17 protein-coding genes are annotated in these 17753 nt (G+C 59.7%); 10 read left to right on the top strand and 7 right to left on the bottom strand.

Annotation, left to right across the window (positions count from 1 at the left end; genetic code table 11):
• The first annotated feature begins 236 nt into the window (after positions 1 to 236).
• From ACZ0AZ_RS23125 to ACZ0AZ_RS23110, 4 genes are all read left to right on the top strand, one after another.
• Complete coding sequence (locus ACZ0AZ_RS23125; RefSeq protein ID WP_415762412.1) at positions 237 to 1463, top strand: zinc-dependent alcohol dehydrogenase; 1227 nt, start codon at positions 237 to 239, stop codon at positions 1461 to 1463.
• Positions 1464 to 1478: 15 nt separating this feature from the next.
• Positions 1479 to 2408, top strand: a complete 930-nt coding sequence (locus ACZ0AZ_RS23120) for a ZIP family metal transporter (RefSeq protein WP_463538233.1) — start codon at positions 1479 to 1481, stop codon at positions 2406 to 2408.
• 108 nt (positions 2409 to 2516) lie between these two features.
• Entirely contained in the window at positions 2517 to 3884 is a 1368-nt protein-coding gene (locus ACZ0AZ_RS23115; protein WP_463538232.1) for an iron-containing redox enzyme family protein, read from the top strand.
• 14 nt (positions 3885 to 3898) lie between these two features.
• Positions 3899 to 4843, top strand: coding sequence for a methyltransferase (locus ACZ0AZ_RS23110; RefSeq protein ID WP_415762415.1), 945 nt, complete (start codon positions 3899 to 3901; stop codon positions 4841 to 4843).
• Positions 4844 to 4876: 33 nt separating this feature from the next.
• Here ACZ0AZ_RS23110 and ACZ0AZ_RS23105 read toward each other — a convergent pair whose 3' ends face one another.
• Positions 4877 to 5311, bottom strand: a complete 435-nt coding sequence (locus ACZ0AZ_RS23105; RefSeq protein WP_039764004.1) for a hypothetical protein — start codon at positions 5309 to 5311, stop codon at positions 4877 to 4879.
• A gap of 311 nt (positions 5312 to 5622) precedes the next feature.
• Between ACZ0AZ_RS23105 and lpxO the strand changes: the two genes are divergently transcribed.
• Positions 5623 to 6522 carry a lipid A hydroxylase LpxO gene (gene lpxO, locus ACZ0AZ_RS23100; protein ID WP_463538231.1) on the top strand — a complete coding sequence of 300 codons (900 nt, stop codon included), beginning with the start codon at positions 5623 to 5625 and terminating at the stop codon, positions 6520 to 6522.
• An 851-nt stretch (positions 6523 to 7373) separates the two neighbouring features.
• Here the strand turns inward: lpxO and ku are convergent.
• Complete coding sequence (ku, locus tag ACZ0AZ_RS23095) at positions 7374 to 8240, bottom strand: non-homologous end joining protein Ku (protein ID WP_463538230.1); 867 nt, start codon at positions 8238 to 8240, stop codon at positions 7374 to 7376.
• Positions 8241 to 8429: 189 nt separating this feature from the next.
• On the opposite strand from ku, the gene ACZ0AZ_RS23090 reads away from it, so the two are divergent.
• The 4 genes from ACZ0AZ_RS23090 to nudC all read left to right on the top strand — a co-directional run bounded on the left by ACZ0AZ_RS23090 (position 8430) and on the right by nudC (position 11804).
• The gene (locus ACZ0AZ_RS23090) at positions 8430 to 8750 is read left to right on the top strand and encodes a hypothetical protein (protein ID WP_463538229.1); all 321 of its coding nucleotides are present in this window, start codon (positions 8430 to 8432) and stop codon (positions 8748 to 8750) included.
• A gap of 52 nt (positions 8751 to 8802) precedes the next feature.
• The gene (locus tag ACZ0AZ_RS23085) at positions 8803 to 9948 is read left to right on the top strand and encodes a PQQ-dependent sugar dehydrogenase (protein ID WP_463538228.1); all 1146 of its coding nucleotides are present in this window, start codon (positions 8803 to 8805) and stop codon (positions 9946 to 9948) included.
• A 205-nt stretch (positions 9949 to 10153) separates the two neighbouring features.
• Positions 10154 to 10966, top strand: a complete 813-nt coding sequence (locus ACZ0AZ_RS23080) for a crotonase/enoyl-CoA hydratase family protein (protein ID WP_463538227.1) — start codon at positions 10154 to 10156, stop codon at positions 10964 to 10966.
• 7 nt (positions 10967 to 10973) lie between these two features.
• On the top strand, positions 10974 to 11804 hold the full coding sequence (gene nudC / locus ACZ0AZ_RS23075) for an NAD(+) diphosphatase (RefSeq protein ID WP_463538226.1): 831 nt from the start codon (positions 10974 to 10976) through the stop codon (positions 11802 to 11804).
• Here the strand turns inward: nudC and ACZ0AZ_RS23070 are convergent.
• From ACZ0AZ_RS23070 to ACZ0AZ_RS23060, 3 genes are all read right to left on the bottom strand, one after another.
• Positions 11772 to 12551 (bottom strand): TSUP family transporter, encoded by a 780-nt coding sequence (locus tag ACZ0AZ_RS23070; protein WP_016774706.1) that lies wholly within the window; start codon positions 12549 to 12551, stop codon positions 11772 to 11774. The two genes, nudC and ACZ0AZ_RS23070, sit on opposite strands and share 33 nt — an antisense overlap.
• 265 nt (positions 12552 to 12816) lie before the next feature.
• On the bottom strand, positions 12817 to 13296 hold the full coding sequence (locus ACZ0AZ_RS23065) for a nuclear transport factor 2 family protein (protein ID WP_463538225.1): 480 nt from the start codon (positions 13294 to 13296) through the stop codon (positions 12817 to 12819).
• Between the two features lie 54 nt (positions 13297 to 13350).
• Positions 13351 to 13914 carry a TetR/AcrR family transcriptional regulator gene (locus tag ACZ0AZ_RS23060; protein ID WP_129999352.1) on the bottom strand — a complete coding sequence of 188 codons (564 nt, stop codon included), beginning with the start codon at positions 13912 to 13914 and terminating at the stop codon, positions 13351 to 13353.
• A gap of 216 nt (positions 13915 to 14130) precedes the next feature.
• On the opposite strand from ACZ0AZ_RS23060, the gene pssA reads away from it, so the two are divergent.
• The gene (gene pssA / locus ACZ0AZ_RS23055) at positions 14131 to 15474 is read left to right on the top strand and encodes a CDP-diacylglycerol--serine O-phosphatidyltransferase (protein ID WP_129999351.1); all 1344 of its coding nucleotides are present in this window, start codon (positions 14131 to 14133) and stop codon (positions 15472 to 15474) included.
• Between the two features lie 121 nt (positions 15475 to 15595).
• On the opposite strand, the gene efeO is transcribed toward pssA, so the two are convergent.
• On the bottom strand, positions 15596 to 16420 hold the full coding sequence (gene efeO / locus ACZ0AZ_RS23050) for an iron uptake system protein EfeO (protein ID WP_252887938.1): 825 nt from the start codon (positions 16418 to 16420) through the stop codon (positions 15596 to 15598).
• A gap of 26 nt (positions 16421 to 16446) precedes the next feature.
• Positions 16447 to 17745, bottom strand: a complete 1299-nt coding sequence (gene efeB / locus ACZ0AZ_RS23045; RefSeq protein WP_463538224.1) for an iron uptake transporter deferrochelatase/peroxidase subunit — start codon at positions 17743 to 17745, stop codon at positions 16447 to 16449.
• Positions 17746 to 17753 lie beyond the last annotated feature (8 nt).

Below are 17753 nucleotides of genomic sequence, written 5' to 3'. Positions count from 1 at the left end.
TTGAAGGCAAGCTGCTGAGCGAAGAGTGCGGGGTTCTTGTTGGACATTGGCGCGCATTGTCGCATAACTCAGACGGCAGTTATATGGCAGGCAAACGGGCGTACGCATCGGCGCGTCCGAGAAGCGATCGATATCCGCTGATCAAAATCTCGAAAACCCGAATGAACTCACTCGGCCATTTTCACTTCGGAAAGTGGAGCAGTAGCCATTTCGTTCAATCGAGTGAGGACCAAGCCATGCGAGCAATGACCTATCACGGCGCTCATGATGTGCGCGTCGAAACCGTACCGGACCCGAAACTTGAAGCCGCCGACGACATCATCCTGCGCGTCACCGCCACCGCCATCTGCGGGTCGGACCTGCACCTGTACCGAGGCAAGATACCCACCGTCGAACACGGCGATATCTTTGGCCACGAGTTCATGGGCATCGTCGAAGAAACCGGTCCAGGCGTCACCGCTGTGCAGCGCGGCGACCGCGTAGTGATTCCTTTCGTGATCGCCTGCGGCGATTGCTTCTTCTGCCAGCAAGAGCTTTATGCCGCTTGCGAGACCACCAACGAAGGTCCCGGCGCGGCGCTGAACAAGAAAATGATTCCGCCACCGGCGGCGCTGTTCGGCTACAGCCGCTTGTATGGCGGAATTCCCGGCGGCCAGGCGGAATTGGTGCGGGTGCCAAAAGCCAATACCGGCCCGTTCAAGGTGCCGGGCACGCTGTCGGACGAGAAAGTACTGTTTCTCTCTGACATCCTGCCGACGGCTTGGCAAGCCGTGATCAACGCCGGCGTGGTGCAAGGTTCGAGTCTGGCCATCTACGGCGCCGGCCCGGTCGGTTTGTTGACCGCAGCCTGCGCCAGAATGCTCGGCGCCGAGCAGATCTTCATGGTCGATCACCATCAGTACCGCCTCGATTACGCCCAGCGCACCTACGGGGTGATTCCGATCAACTTCGATGAGGACGATGACCCGGCCGACACGATCACCAGCCAGACCCCAGGCCACCGCGGCGTTGATGCGGTGGTCGACGCCGTCGGCCTTGAAGCCAAGGGCAGCACCACCGAAACGGTCATGGCTACACTCAAGCTCGAAGGCAGCAGCGGCAAGGCCTTGCGCCAGTGCATCGCGGCCGTCCGGCGCGGTGGTGTGGTCAGCGTTCCGGGGGTGTATGCCGGGTTTATCCATGGCTTCATGTTCGGCGACGCTTTTGACAAGGGCCTGACCTTCAAAATGGGCCAGACTCATGTGCAGCGTTTTCTGCCCGAGCTGCTTGGCTACATCGAAACCGGCAAGCTGCAGCCCGAGGCGATCATCACCCACAGGCTGTCGCTGGAACAGGCCGCCGAGGGCTATAAGATCTTCAATAAAAAACAGGAAGAATGCCGCAAGGTGATTCTGACCCCGGGTGGCAGCGATGTTCCGCTGGCGCAGATGGATGAAACCACGCCGTTCGCACCGGCCACCTGAAACTGAGGAGTTTTCATGGCGCTACCGTCATCTTCGTTCGCAGCCCCCGTGCGCGCATGGTTTGTCAGCCTGGCGCGTACTGGCTGGGGAGGTCGCATTTTCTGGCTGACCCTGGTCGGTGTGACCGTGTTGCTGCTGATCAGTGGCTACACCGGTTTGGTCAGTACGGGCCGCGACACCTTGCGCCTCGCCAGCCTTGGCGGGCTGTCGGGTTTTGCCGCTACGGCAGTCGGTGCGTTATTGGCCTTGGCGTTGCGGGCGATTACTTCGCGAACCCAGGACACCATGCTCGGGTTTGCGGCGGGGATGATGCTGGCGGCCAGTTCCTTTTCATTGATCCTGCCGGGCATCGCGGCGGCGAAGGAGGCGGTGAGCAGTCCCATGCTCGCCGCGGCTGTCGTCGTGGCCGGCATGGCTCTGGGCGTGGCGTTGATGGTCGGCCTCGACCGCTTCGTCCCGCATGAACATGAAAAGAGCGGGCGGCGCGGGCCTGAGGCGAAACGCTTCAATCGGGTCTGGCTGTTTGTCCTGGCGATCACGCTGCACAACCTCCCGGAAGGCATGGCGATCGGCGTCAGCTTCGCCACCGGCGACATGAAAATCGGCCTGCCGCTGACCACCGCCATTGCCATTCAGGATATCCCCGAAGGTCTGGCCGTGGCGTTGGCGCTGCGGGTCACTGGCATTACCGCCGGTCGCGCGGCGTTGATTGCCGCCGCTTCAGGACTGATGGAACCGTTGGGCGCGATTATCGGTTTGGGCGTCACCAACAGCTTCGCGTTGGGCTTTCCGGTGGCGATGGGTCTGGCTGCGGGCGCGATGATTTTCGTGGTTTCCCATGAAGTGATTCCGGAAACTCACCGCAACGGTCACGAAACCCCGGCCACGCTCGGGCTGATGCTCGGCTTCGGCGTGATGATGTTTCTCGATACCGCTTTGGGCTAAAACCCTCACACGCCACTGAGCGTATCGCCACGCACAAAAAAGGAATTTTTTTCAGCGCCAATCACTCTTTCGTTTATAGGCAATGCCAATAACGCAGGGGAATGAGTCATGTCGCTGATCGAAATCCCGACCAGGAAGTCTTCGGGTAAAACATCCATGCCGGCGGATACCGAGCGCCGGCTCTATGACCGATTGCTGGCGGAAGACTCCACGGTTGATCGCGCGGCACTGGACTTTTTGCGCCGGCAATTGAGCAAGGCGGCTGCGCTGCCTGACGATTTGCCGGCTACCGCCGAAGAGTTGTTGCAATGGTCCGAAAGCCGTTGCGCCAGCGTGGCTGCCGAATACGCTGAATACCTTGAACAACGCCAGCAGGGCGGGCCACGCCGCTATTTCCGCAACAAATCCCACGCGTTGTACTTCATTCTGCATGTGGCACCGACCAAAGAGGTCGATGGCGCCTGGCTGGCCGGGCTGCTGCCGCAGTGGCAGGATCCTCGTTTCGATGACTTGCTCGACACCTACCTTGAAGAGTTGGGCGAGGGCGTGCCTCGGCAGAACCATGTGGTGATCTATCGCAAACTGCTCGCCGAGCACGATTGCTCCGATCTGAGCGGTCTTGCTGACGAGTATTTTCTGCAAGGCGCGGTGCAGTTGGCACTGGGACGCTTCGGCGGGCAGTTTCTGCCGGAAGTCATCGGCTTCAATCTGGGCTACGAGCAATTGCCGCTGCACTTGTTGATCACTGCGTATGAGCTGGCAGAGCTGGGCATCGATCCGCACTATTTTCGCTTACATGTGACCATCGACAACGCCAGCACCGGCCACGCGCGCAAGGCTGTGCAATCGATGCGCGAACTGATGCCGCTGGGCGAAGAGCGCGACGAGTTCTACCGGCGCATGGCGATCGGTTATCGCCTGAATGATGTCGGCAAGGGCACCACCGCAGTGATCAACGAGTTCGATCTGGACCGCGAAGTGATCGCCATGCTTGAGCGCAAAGCGGTGTTCGGTCGGCACATGCATTCCGATTACTGCCGCATCGAAAACCGCACCATCAACCAATGGTTGGCCACGCCGGGGCAAATGGGTGAATTCCTCTCGGCGCTGGAGCGCAAGAGCTGGATCAAGCGCGGTGAGGCGGTGGAAGAAAGCCGTTTCTGGCGTTTGATCGACGGCAGCGATGCGGCGATGTTTGGTGTGTTCAACGGCTATGAAAAACAGCTGTTGCGTGACTGGATCACTCAGGATTGCCCGGCATCCCGGCCTCGGCCTTACGTGCGCCGCGAAGCCGCTGTCGAGGAAACCTTTGACGATGATGCCGATCTGCTCAATCTGGAAGCGGCACTGGCTGACAAGCCTGCCGCCGAGCAAATGGCGTTATTGATGCCTTGGCTGCAACCGCAGCGGCACTGGCGCCCGGCCGGACTATTCGCGACGCGTCGCTTCATCCAACTGCGCGCCCGCTTGCGTTGAAACAAGGAGGCTTCATGTCGGCACAAGAAACATCGGACAGAGCGCTGTTCGAGCTGGGCAAGCGCCTGCTCGACAGCGGTTATCACTTCATTACCCCAACGCCGTTGACTCATGAACGATTTCTGCAGCGCTTTGCTACGCCGTTGGCCAAGGATCTGCGGGACGTCTTCGGCTGGTCGATGCCGTTTCCTGCCGAGCTGTTCAGCGCAGACGAACTGGCCAGCCTGGAGCAGGCCGGCATCGTCGAACGCGATGGCGCGGTGTGGCGCAGCCATGTGCGCTGGTCGACGCTGAATGACCGCTTGTTCGCTCACTCGGCGTTTCCGACGACGGCGAGCGACGCGGTGTTCTTCGGCCCCGACACTTACCGCTTTGCTCAAGCGATCGAAGCGCAATTGCAGCAGCGCTTTTCGCCGGTCAGGCGCGCTGTTGATATCGGTTGCGGCAGCGGCGCCGGTGCGGTGCTGATCGCCAAGGCTCGGCCTGATGCCGAGGTGTGGGCGGTGGATATCAACCCGCAGGCGTTGCGCATGAGTGCGGTCAATGCCGAGCTGGCCGGGGCCAGCAATGTGTCGGTCTATCACAGCGATCTGCTCGCCAGCGTCGAAGGCCAGTTCGACTTGATCATCGCCAATCCACCGTACATGAATGACTCGCAACAGCGCGCTTATCGCCATGGCGGCGGGGCGCTGGGTGAGGGTTTGTCGGTGCGGATCGTGCGTGAGGCGCTGCCGCGCCTGGAGGTCGGCGGCACGTTGCTGGTGTATACCGGCGTGGCGATCGTCGCCGGGCAGGATCCGTTCCGCGAGGCGGTGGCGCCGCTGCTCAAGGGCGAGCGTTTCGGCTGGACTTATCGCGAGCTCGATCCGGATGTGTTCAGTGAGGAACTGCTCAAGCCTGAATATGAGCGCGCCGAGCGCATCGCCGTGGTCGCGCTGACGGTAACCCGCGAGCAGTGACCTATGATTGGGCCACTGCTCGCGCCGTGGCCTTTAACGATTTCTGATGCGCGAGATCGTCAGCAGGCAAACCCCCACCAACATCGCTGCCCCGGCTACCAGCAGTGGAGAAGGGCGTATCGGCTGGCGCGAGATGCGCTCGATGCGCCCTGCGATCGAAGCGCGTACCGGCGCCGCAGGGTCCGCCTGATAGGGCGCTTCTTCGATCTCCAGGCGCAAGCCATCCGCCATCACCAGCGTCAGCCCCTCGATAGTGCCGGCAATCCTGTCCGGATAAACCGGCTCACCGGTCGGGTCGAGCTGGTCGTAGAAGAAAGTCTGCCCTTCAAGCCAGCCGACAGCGGTCTGCAATTCAGGTCCCAGGTAATACTTGCCATCAAGAAAAAAGCCAGAGAATTGCGGCGCGCGTTCGAGGCTCTCAATGCGATAGCGCTGACCTGGTTTCATACCGGTTTCTGGGGCGATCATGGGGGTTCCTCCGTTATTGGTAAGCGATAGAGGAGCGCGTGCCAAGTGTGGTTCCATCGAAATGAGCAATGGGCGTTTCGCCTGCTTGCGGAGCGGCGCGGGCATTACCTGAGAGAGCTGCAAGACAGTTTTTCACAGTTGAGGATTCACTATCGGTTACAAAGTGTGGCTAAAATGCCAGCCATTCACCGAGCGCCCGGAAACGGCGCGGGCCAAGGACGCGCCCTGTGCATCAAGACCGCTGCATAAGACGCTGGGCCCCAGGCCGCCACGCGCGCAGTTTGTTCACTTTTGACGTGTGACCCTTTTCCGTGAAACTCATCATTGCCGCTGTTTATGTCATCTCCATTGCTTACGTTCACCTGCGTGGACGCGTACGCCACAAGCTGGGGCGGCAATTGAGTGACCATTCGACGTTCCTCGCGCCGATCAACTGCTTCCTCTATCTGTTTTCCAGGATGCCGAACAAGCCGTATCTGGACCCGGCGGATTTCCCTGATCTGAGCCCGTTGCAGGCCCATTGGGAAGAGATTCGCGAGGAAGGCCAGAATCTGCTGCGTGCCGGCGAGATCAAGCGTTCGAATCAGTATGACGATGTTGGCTTCAACTCCTTCTTCAAGACCGGCTGGAAGCGTTTTTATCTGAAGTGGTACGGCGACAGTCACCCGTCGGCAATGAAGCTGTGCCCACGCACCACCGAACTGGTGCAGAGCATCGGCTCGATCAAGGCGGCGATGTTTGCCGAGCTGCCACCGGGCTCGAAACTGGTGCGCCATCGCGATCCTTACGCCGGCTCATATCGTTATCACTTGGGTCTGGATACGCCGAATGATCCTGGCTGCTACATCAACGTCGACGGCGAGAGCTATCACTGGCGCGATGGCGAAGCGGTGATGTTCGACGAGACGTTTATCCATTACGCAGAAAACACCACGGATCAGAACCGTATCATTCTGTTCTGCGACATCGAGCGACCGCTGAAATACCGCTGGGCCGCCGCCTTCAACCGCTGGTTCAGCCGCACGGTGATGTCCGCGGCGGGCGCGCCGAATGATGCGGGGGACAAGACCGGTGGCATCAACCGCTTGTTTACCAAAATCTACAAGATCCGCTTGCGCGGCAAAGAGCTGAAGAAGCGCAACCGTACGCGGTATTACTTGGAGAAGTGGGCGATTTTTGCCGGGTTGTTGGCGATCTTCATTCTGATCTGAAGATTTGCGGCGTCATCGCTGGCCTCTTCGCGAGCAAGCCCGCTCCCACATTTGAGTGGAGTTAATGCAAATATTGCGTCCGACTCCGAACCCTGTGGGAGCGGGCTTGCTCGCGAATGCCGGCTCCCATTCAACATGTTTGGTCGTGACTCCACTTGGCAATCTTTATTCTGATCTGGAGATTTGCGGTGTCATCGCTGGCCTCTTCGCGAGCAAGCCCGCTCCCACATTTGATTGGGGTGGATGCAAATATTGCATCCGACTTCGAACCCTGTGGGAGCGGGCTTGCTCGCGAATGCGGGCTCACATTCAACACGTTTGTTCCTGACTCCACCTGGCAATCTTCATTCTGATCTGGAGATTTGCGGTGTCATCGCTGGCCTCTTCGCGAGCAAGCCCGCTCCCACATTTGATTGGGGTGGATGCAAATATTGCATTCGACTCCGAACCCTGTGGGAGCGGGCTTGCTCGCGAATGCTCGCTCACATTCAACACGTTTGGTCCTGACTCCACCTGGCAATCTTCATTCTGATCTGAAGATTTGCGGTGTCATCGCTGGCCTCTTCGCGAGCAAGCCCGCTCCCACATTTGAGTGGAGTTAATGCAAATATTGCGTCCGACTCGCTCGCGAATGCCGGCTCACATTCGACACGTTTGGTCCTGACTCCACCTGGCAATCTTCATTCTGATCTGAAGATTTGCGGTGTCATCGCTGGCCTCTTCGCGAGCAAGCTCGCTCCCACATTCGAGTGGGGTGGATGCAAATATTGCATTCGACTCCGAACCCTGTGGGAGCGGGCTTGCTCGCGAAGGGGCCTTCAGCTTCAAGGCAATTTCGTCTGATTCAACGCTCACTCCCCAGACGCCTTCCTGGTCTTCTTAGCCGGCGCCGCCTTCCTGGTTGATTTCGCCTTGGGCTTGGCCGGTGCCTTGCCGCCAAGGCTGCGTTTGAGCAGTTCGGTCAAATCGATAACGTCGGCAGTCTTGCGCTCTTCCTCGCCAGTGGCGGTCTCGACGTCCTCAATCTTGCCTTCGTGGGCTTTCTTCTCGACCAGCGCCATGATCTTGTCTTCGAACTCGTCCTTGTAGTCCTCAGGCGACCACTCCGAGGTCATGTCTTCAACCAGACGTTTAGCCATGTCCAGCTCGCCCTTGGCCAATTGCGGCTTGGTCACTTCGCTGCCCAGCGCCAGTTCATCGAGGCTGCGCACTTCCTGTGGCCAGCGCAGTTTGACCAAAACCAGCGCCGACTCCAGCGGCATCAACGCAGCCAGGTATTGACGTGTATGCAGGACAACGCGGGCGAGGGCGACCTTGTTGGTTTTGCTCAGGGTTTCGCGCAGCAACGCGTAGACCTTGCCGCCGCGCTTGTCTGGCGCCAGGTAGTAGGGCGTATCGATGTTCTGCAGCGGAATCTGCTCGGCGTCGACAAACGAGAAAATATCGATGGTCTGCGTGGAAACGGGGTGCGCCGAGCGGATTTCCTCTTCGCTGAGCACCACGTAGCGGCCCTTTTCGTAGGCAACGCCTTTGACGATGTTCTCTTTGGTGACTTCCTTGCCGGTGACCTTGTTGATGCGTTTATAGCCCACCGGGTCCATGCTGCGGCTGTCGAGCCAGTCGAAGTCCACGCCTTGGGACGACGTCGCTGAAACCAGCGCCACGGGGATGTGTACCAGTCCAAAACTGATTGCGCCTTTCCAGATTGCCCGAGCCATGACCTGTCCTCCGAGTGATGATCAGGTGACCTGTGGCGCGGCGAGAAAGTTTCCAGTGATTGCGCGGCTTCCAGCGCTACGGTCAAGCCGTGTTACATGTTGTTTAAGGCACGAGGGTTAACAAATCCGAACCCACGGCGTAGCGTGGGCTCCAAGGCTCTAGTCCACGCACATCGAGAGGTATTTTCCATGAACCGGTTAATGATTGGCATCGCCGTCCTCGCCCTCAGTGGCGGCCTGGTTCATGCCGATGTCGTGCTGGCGCAAAGCCCTACCGGCAACAGCAACAATCCCTACAACAGCCCGATCCGCCGGGCCAATCCCAACAGCATGCAGGGCACCCAGTCCAGCGCTCCGCCCCTTCGCGGGCCGAACACCGTTCCCGTGCCACGTCAGCCGACCGTTGAAAATCGCGGTATCGGCAACGGCCAGCCAGTTCGCTCGGTGCCGAGCAATCCGCCAACCTTCATTCCCAACCCGCCCCCACGGGGCACCGGCAGCAACCGTTGAACGGCAGGACTGATGTTCTGTCAGCCTTTCACACGAACAAAAGGAATCGTGCATGTTGCGTAAAATCCTACTAGCCACCTGCTGCGCCGCCGCGCTGATCAGTGCCCCGGCCTTCGCCGCCGCGCCCAAGGAGCTGAAAAGCGAACAGGGCATTCTTGAAGTCACCACCGTTGCCCAAGGCCTGGAACATCCGTGGGCGCTGGCATTTCTGCCTGATCAGAAGGGCATGCTGGTGACCGAGCGCCCGGGCCACCTGCGCGTCGTGAGCAAGGACGGCAAACTGTCGGAGCCGATCAGTGGCGTGCCGCAAGTCTGGGCCAAAGGCCAGGGCGGTTTGCTCGATGTGGCGCTGTCGCCAGACTTCAAGCAGGACCGCATGGTCTATCTGTCGTATGCCGAAGGTGGTGGTCAGGGGGGCAAGGCTGGTACGGCGGTAGGGCGCGGACGGCTTTCCGATGACCTGAAGACGCTGAAGGACTTCAATGTGATTTTCCGTCAGGAACCGAAGCTGTCGGTGAGCAACCATTTCGGTTCGCGGCTCGTGTTTGATCGCGACGGATATCTGTTCATCACGCTCGGCGAAAACAACGATCGGCCGACTGCGCAGGATCTCGACAAGTTGCAAGGCAAAGTCGTACGCATCTTCCCGGATGGCAAGGTGCCGGACGATAACCCTTTCGTCGGCCAATCCGGCGTCCGGCCTGAAATCTGGTCGTATGGCCTGCGCAATCCGCAGGGCGCGGCGCTCAATCCGTGGACCGGCACGCTGTGGGAGAACGAACACGGGCCACGTGGCGGCGATGAAGTGAACATCATCGAGCGCGGCAAAAACTACGGCTGGCCGTTGGCGACCCATGGCATCAATTACTCGATGCAGCCGATTCCGGAGGCGCAGGGCAAAACTGCCGAAGGCACCGTGGCGCCGCACCATGTCTGGGAAAAATCGCCCGGCGTTACCGGCATGGCGTTCTACGACGCCGATCGCTTCAAACCGTGGCAGCACAACGCATTTATCGGCGCGCTGGTGTCCCAGGAACTGATTCGCCTGCAATTCGATGGCGACAAAGTCGTGCATGAAGAGCGTTTGCTGGGTGAGTTGAACAAGCGCATCCGCGACGTGCGGCAAGGGCCGGATGGCTATCTGTATGTGCTGACGGATGAAGAGAATGGCTCGCTGTACAGGCTGGGGCTGAAATGATTGCGTGCGGTGAGTGATCCGACGCCTTCGCGAGCAGGCTCGCTCCCACATTGAAATGCAGTCTCCCTGTGGGAGCGAGCCTGCTCGCGAAGAGGCCCGCGCATCTTGCGCAGACTCAGAGCAGTCCCGCATTTGGCTGAACCGCCGTCCTGTTGCCTTGTTATAGTTCGGGCCTTAATTCCCAGCCCGGTAAAGGATCACTGCCATGACTCAATACTCCGCCTTCAGCGTCGAACTGGCCGATAACATCGCGCATGTGCAGATCAATCGCCCGGAAAAGATCAACGCAATGAACGCGGCGTTCTGGAGCGAGATCGTCGAAATCTTCCAATGGATCGACGATACCGACGAAGTCCGCGTGGTAGTCCTCAGCGGTAACGGCAAACATTTCTCTTCCGGCATCGATCTGATGATGCTCGCCAGTGTCGCCAATGAACTGGGTAAGGACGTGGGCCGCAATGCGCGCCTGTTGCGACGCAAGATCCTCAATCTGCAAACCTCATTCAACGCCGTCGACAACTGCCGCAAACCGGTACTCGCCGCGATTCAGGGCTATTGCCTGGGCGGGGCAATCGATCTGATCGCCGCCTGTGACATGCGTTATGCCGCCGAGGACGCACAGTTCTCGATCAAGGAAATCGATATCGGCATGGCCGCCGACGTCGGCACGTTGCAACGGTTGCCGCGAATCATCGGAGACGGCATGCTGCGTGAACTGGCTTACACCGGCCGCACCTTTAGCGCCGAAGAAGCGCGCAGCATGGGCCTGGTCAATCGGGTCTACAGCGACAAGGACACACTGCTTGAGGGCGTATTCGACATTGCCCGTGACATCGCTGCGAAGTCGCCGATTGCCGTGACCGGCACCAAGGAAATGATCAGCTACATGCGTGACCACCGTATCGACGATGGTCTCGAATACGTTGCCACCTGGAACGCTGCCATGCTGCAATCCAACGATCTGCGCGTGGCCATGGCCGCCCACATGAGCAAACAGAAACCCGAATTTCTGGATTGAGTTAACCATGACCTCTCGCTGGACCACTGCAGTACTCGACACCGATCAACCCGGCGGCTGGGCCGTAGCGCGCAGCCCGGAAGGCTTTCTGTTCGATGACAACGGCGCGCTGTTTGCGCGTGAATGGCTCAAGCGCCAGGACCTTTCGGTCCTCGCCGAGCATGGCATTGGTCATCTTGATGGCGAACCGGTGTATCTGCTCGAGTTGCGCAGTGCCAGCGAAGTGCCTGGTTGCGGTTGGAAAGGCCTGCGGGCGTTCATGCTCGAGGGGGATCACACCCTGTACAAAGTGCTCGGTTATGCCGCACAGATCGGCACTTGGGCGCGCGAGCATCGCTTCTGCGGCAATTGTGGACAGCCGATGACACAAGTGCCGCGCGAGCGGGCGATGTATTGCCAGCCGTGCGATCTGCGCAGCTATCCGCGCATCTCACCGAGCATGATCGTGCTGATCACCCGTGGCGACGAGATCCTTCTGGCGCGCTCACCGCGTTTCGTCACCGGGGTTTACAGCACGCTGGCCGGTTTCGCCGAGCCGGGGGAGTCGGCTGAGGATTGCCTGATTCGCGAAGTGCGCGAAGAAGTGCAGATCGAGGTGAAGAACATCCAGTACATCGGTAGCCAGTGCTGGCCGTTCCCGCATTCGATGATGCTCGGCTTCCATGCCGAATACGCCGGTGGCGAGATTGTCTGTCAGGAAGACGAGATCGAGGACGCCCAGTGGTTCAACGTGCATGAGCTGCCGCCGTTGCCGGCGTCGCGCTCGATTGCTCGATACCTGATCGATGTCTACGTGGCGCGGCGCTTAGGCCACGCTGAACCAGTGCTGCCAGGCTAGGCGCACAGTCAAGCCAAGCACCACGGTGATGAACACTGGACGAATGAATTTGGCGCCGCCGCTGATTGCCGTGCGTGCGCCAAAGAAGGCCCCGACCATCACCGACAGGCCCATGCACAGGCCAATGATCCAGTCGACTTGACCCGAGAAGATGAACACCGACAACGCCGCGATGTTGCTGACGAAGTTCATGCTGCGCGCCACGCCGCTGGCCTTGACCAGATCGATCGGGTACAGCAGCAGACTGCTCACCGTCCAGAACGCTCCCGTGCCGGGGCCAGCCACGCCATCGTAGAAACCGAGGCTGAAGCCTTGGGTCGATTGCCATTTCTTTTTGATCGGAGCATCGCTGTCCAGCGGCGCTTTCGGCGTGCCGCCAAACAGCAAGTACAGGCCGCAGGCGAAGACGATCACCGGCAGCATCTTGTTCAGCCATTCGGCCGGCAGGTAATGCGCAACCACCGCACCGGTCAGCGCGCCGACCAGCGTGCCGACAATCGCGTGGGTCCACTGGCGTGGATGAAACAGTTTGCGCTTGTAGAAGGTGAAGCTGGCAGTCGCCGAACCGAAGGTCGAGCTCAATTTGTTGGTGCCCAGCACCAGATGCGGCGGCAGGCCCGCCGTCAGCAGCGCCGGTGTGGTCAACAGACCGCCACCGCCAGCAATGGCATCGATGAAACCGGCAAGGAAGGCAACGGCAGCCAGAATGGCCAGGGTGGTGAGGTCAACGCTGAGTTCGAAAGGCATGGAGTCGACTTATTCGGCAGGGCGCAGAACGTGGGCTGCGGGGAGGGCGGTCATGTTACCTGTATCCAACTGTTGCGGCGAGTCACAGGTCCTCTTCGCGAGCAGGCTCGCTCCCACACATGGGGTGCCTTACCCAACATCAATGTTCACAACAAAACCATCGTAGGAGTGAGCCTGCTCGCGATGGCGGCTCGTCAGACGTGAAGATGTCACAGACATGACGCTATCGCGAGCAGGCTCACTCCTACATGGGACCGTGTTCGGCTTAGAGGCCGAGTTCACTCAGCCCCGGATGATCATCCGGCCGGCGGCCCAGCGGCCAGTGGAATTTGCGCTCGCTTTCCTTGATCGGCATGTCGTTGATGCAGGCATAGCGCTGGAACATCAGGCCGTTGTCATCGAACTCCCAGTTCTCGTTGCCGTACGAACGGAACCAGTTGCCCGAGTCGTCGTGCCATTCATAGGCATAACGCACGGCGATACGCGTATCGGAGTAGGCCCAGAGTTCTTTGATCAAGCGATAATCCAGTTCCTTCGCCCATTTGCGCGTCAGGAAAGCCTTGGCTTCTTCGCGATTGTTGGCGAACTCGGCGCGATTGCGCCATTGGGTGTCGAGGGTGTAAGCGAGCGATACCTTTTCCGGATCGCGGCTGTTCCAGCCATCTTCGGCGAGACGCACCTTCTCGATGGCTGAAGCATGGTCGAACGGGGGCAATGGCGGACGTACCTGGGCTGCAGTCGACATGTTCAATCTCCTGATTCATTTGATGTATGAACAACAAGTCCGGCTTATTAAGAGTTACAGGCCCAATAACTTTCGCGCCATGCATTGCGCATTATCGGCGGCACTGTGATCACCCATCACAAGCGCTACGGTAATGGCGCCTTCAATCAGGATCAGCAACTGTCTGGCCAATAGCTGCGGATCCTCGGCACCATACTCGGTACACAGCTCGCACACGTAGTCGAGCAGCTTCTGTTTGTGTTCCTTGGCCACCAGCCGCACCGGATCCAGTGGATCACCGGTTTCGCCGCTGGTGTTGATAAAGGCGCAGCCGCGAAAGCCTTCCGAGTCGAACCAGCCCTTGAGCACGGTAAACAGGTTGAGCAGGCGACCGGCCGGCGTTTCGGCCTGTTCGACAGCGTTTGTGTACCAGTGCATCCAGCGGATATCGCGTCGTTGCAGGGCGGCGACCACCAGCGCGTCCTTATCGGCAAAGTAACGGTAGATGCTTTTTCTGGAGACGCCGGCGGTCTTCACCAAGAGATCCATGCTGGTGGCAGCGATGCCACTTTTGTAGATCAACTTTTCGGTGACATCCAGAATGATGTCGCGTGTTTCGTTGCTGATTGATTTGTTCATGTGGTGAACAGTAGAACGGTTGTTCTCCTTGGTCAAGCGGATATGTATTGCGTCTGTGAAATCGCTTTCGCGAGCAGGCTCGCTCCCACAGGGGACCGCATTGCGAAGGTGGGAGCGAGCCTGCTCGCGAAGGGGGCCGTTACCGACACTGACAAGACCCGGCGCAGACGATGGTGTAAGCTCTCGAACTCTTCGGAATCGAACCTTGCGAGCCTTATGCCGTTGCTTTTCAAACGTTCTCTGCTGCCTAAACTGCGCAGCTTCGCGCTGACCGCCGAGGCGGTGAGCATTCTGTCCAGTGCTGCTGAATTCCGACGCTGCCTGCTCGAGCAAATCGCTGCAGCGACCCAACGCATCTACATCGTTGCGCTGTATCTGCAGCAAGACGAAGCCGGCCAGGAAATCCTCGACGCCCTGCACGCCGCCAAGCTCAAGCGTCCCGAGCTGGAAATCGCCGTGGTGGTCGACTGGTTGCGCGCCCAGCGCGGTCTGATCGGTGCCGGCAAGCAACCGGGCAATGCCGCCTGGTATCAGGACATGACCCGCACGCATCAAAGCGAAGTGCCGATCTACGGCGTACCGGTGCAGACCCGCGAGCTGTTCGGCGTGCTGCACCTCAAGGGCTTCGTGATCGATGACAAGGTGGTCTACAGCGGCGCGAGCCTCAACAATGTCTACCTGCACAAACTCGACAAGTACCGCTTCGACCGCTACCACGTGCTGCTCAGTCGTGAGCTGGCGGATTCGATGCATCATCTGGTCAAGCATGGCCTGATCGAATCAAAAGCCGTGCACCGCCTCGACCTGCCGAACCTGCCGAGCACACGCAGCCTGCGCAACGACATCGGTGACCTGCGCAGTCGACTCAAGTACGCGACGTACGACACCGGTGCCGGCAGTACCAGCAAAGAAGGGCTGTCGGTCACGCCACTGCTCGGCGTCGGCAAGAACAACCCGCTGAACCGGGCGATTCTCGAACTGATCGCCAGCGCGCAAAAGCAGCTGACCATCTGTACACCGTACTTTAATCTGCCACTCGGCGTGATTCGTGAGATCAACCGTGCTCTGGCCCGAGGCGTGAAGATCGACATCGTGGTCGGCGACAAGACCGCCAACGATTTCTATATTCCGCCGAGCGAGCCGTTCAAGGTAATCGCCGCGCTGCCCTATCTGTATGAGATCAGCCTGCGCCGTTTTGCCAAACGTCATCAGCACAGCATCGACAGCGGCCAGTTGAACCTGCACCTGTGGCGCGACGGCGACAATACCTATCACCTTAAAGGCATGTGGATCGATCAGCGTTACACCTTGCTGACCGGCAACAATCTCAACCCACGGGCGTTCCGCCTCGATCTGGAAAACGCACTGCTGATCGAAGACCCGAAGGGCGAGTGGCTGGAGCCAAGGGCGAAAGAGCTGGAAAACATCTTCCGCCATACCACTCGGATCGACAGTTTTCAGAATCTGGAGACACTGCCGGACTACCCGGCAGGGGTGGCGAAGTTTCTCAAGCGGGTGAGCCGGGTGAGGATTGAGCGGTTGCTCTACAGGATTCTCTAGCGCTGCTGAAATCGCTATCGCGGGCAAGCCCGCTCCCACAGTGTTCGATGTCGTTCACAAAGCCTGTGCACACCTAGAAACCTGTGGGAGCGGGCTTGCCCCTCGATGAGGCGCTGAAGATTTAATTCAGACCCAACTTCCCGCGCATCATCGACAAATCTTCCGCCAGGGTATTCACCGGTCCGACCAGCGCTTTGCGGTCGTTGTCCTTCACTTTGTCGTAGGTTTCAAAGCCGCCATCCGCGGTCTTGTACTTGGCCAGAATCCTGTCGACCGTGGCGAAGTTCTTGTCGACTTTCGCTACGAACGCTTTGTCCTGCTGTTCGATCTGCGGGCGGAACAGATCGACGATCTTCTTCGCGCCGTCGATATTCCCTTGGAAGTCGTACAGGTCCGTGTGGCTGTAGCGATCCTCCTCGCCGGAGATCTTCGTCGCCGCGACTTCTTCCAACAGCGCAGCAGCGCCGCCGACGACTTTCTCCGGCGGGAAAGTCAGCCCGGCCACACGGGTTTGCAGATCCTGCACGTCCTTGTTCAAGCCGTCGGCCAATGCATCCAGGCCCTGGGTGGATTTCTCCGCGAACAGCGAATATTCGATGCGGTGGAAGCCGGTGAAATCTTCAGCCTTCACGCCTTTTTCGTGGTCGTCGACACGCGAGTCGATGGACGCATCGAGATCGCTGAACAGCTCGGCAATCGGCTCGATCGACTCGTAATACACCCGCGTCGGCGCGTAGAGCTTCTGCGCGGTGGCCAGATCGCCTTTCTTCACCGCGTCGGTGAACTGCTGGGTGTGGCTCGCCAGTTCATCGAGTTTTTCGGTGACGTAAATCTTGTAGTCCGACACCGGCCCCACCAGATCCAGCGGCGCCGTCGCGGCGAACGCCGACAGCGGGGTGTTGAGCAAACCAAGGGTCAGCAATAACGCGAGTGGCGTCTTTTTCATGGGGCGGCTCCAGTGTCGGTTGGGTGTCATGCGGTTTTGTTGTGGGAGGTTGCAGCCAGTAACGAGCGACCGATGAAATCGTCATCGCCGGTCACGCCGGGCAGGGTGAAGAAGTAACCGCCGCCGACCGGTTTGAGGTATTCCTCAAGCGGCTCGCCATTGAGGCGGGTTTGCACGGTGATAAAGCCTTTTTCCAGGTCGGCCTGGTAGCAAATGAACAGCAGACCCATGTCGAGTTGGCCGTTCTTGTTGACGCCGTTGGAGTAGTTGAACGGCCGGCGCAGGATCAGGTTGGCCTGGGCCGCGGCGGTGCGCGGGTTGGCCAATCGGATGTGCGCGTCTAGTTTGGTCAGCTTGCCGGCCGGGTCTTTGCTGTAATCCGGCACTTGGCTTTCGCTGTGGCCACCGATGGGCGCGCCGCTGCTCTTGACCCGGCCGAGAATGCTTTCCTGCTCCTGCAACGGCGTGCGATCCCAGCGCTCGACAAAGTTGCGGATGATGCGCACCGCTTGATAACTGCCATGGGCAGCCCAGGCCGGTTCGTCACTGTCCGGTTGTACCCAGACAATCCGCTCCATGGCCTTGGCGTCGTTGGAATCAGGGTTGGCCGAGCCATCGCGAAAACCGAGAAAGTTGCGCGCCGACTGCGCCGACACACCGGGTTTGGCCGGCGCTTGCGGCGGTACGCTGCCTTCCTGTTTCCAGCGCACCAGCAGCAGGTCGGGGAGGTTTTTGACGATATCGCGAAGCGCGTGAATGTTGGTGTCGGCGGTGTTGGCGCAGAACTGCAGGCTCAGGTCGCCATGGCAGCAATCGGCATCCAGCGCATCGTTGGGAAAGCCGACCATGCGTTGCAGACGCTTGGGCTTTGCCGCCGCCAGACCGAAGCGCTCGTCGAACAGCGAATCGCCGACGGAAACGCTGATGGTCAGGTTGTCCGGGGTGACTACCGGGCCGAGGATGCCGGAGTCCGGCGGCGGCAGTTTCGGATCGATCTGTGCGACCGGGCCGCCCTTCATCAAAAACGCAATGCGTTCGTTGAGGGTGCGGAACAGCCGCTCGAGGTCTTCGCGATCACTGGCCAGCACATCGAACGCCACCAGCATTCCCGAGGCCGGGCGCGGGGTAACGATGCCGGCCTGGTGTACGCCGTGGAAATCGTGGCGATCTTCGGTCTTGTCGCTGCTCGGTGCTTCGGTGACTTGTGCCGGTGCGGCGGCCATGGCCGGGCAGCTCAGCGCCGATCCGGCAAGGGCGACACCGGCGGCGCCCATGCCCATCAGCACGCGACGTCGTTGCAGGTTGAGTGGTTCTGAATCGTTCATCGGGTCGT

The organism is Pseudomonas sp. AC239 (assembly GCF_979258545.1).
Note: the sequence above shows the minus strand (reverse complement) of the source record. Positions and strands in the feature narration are given on the sequence as shown.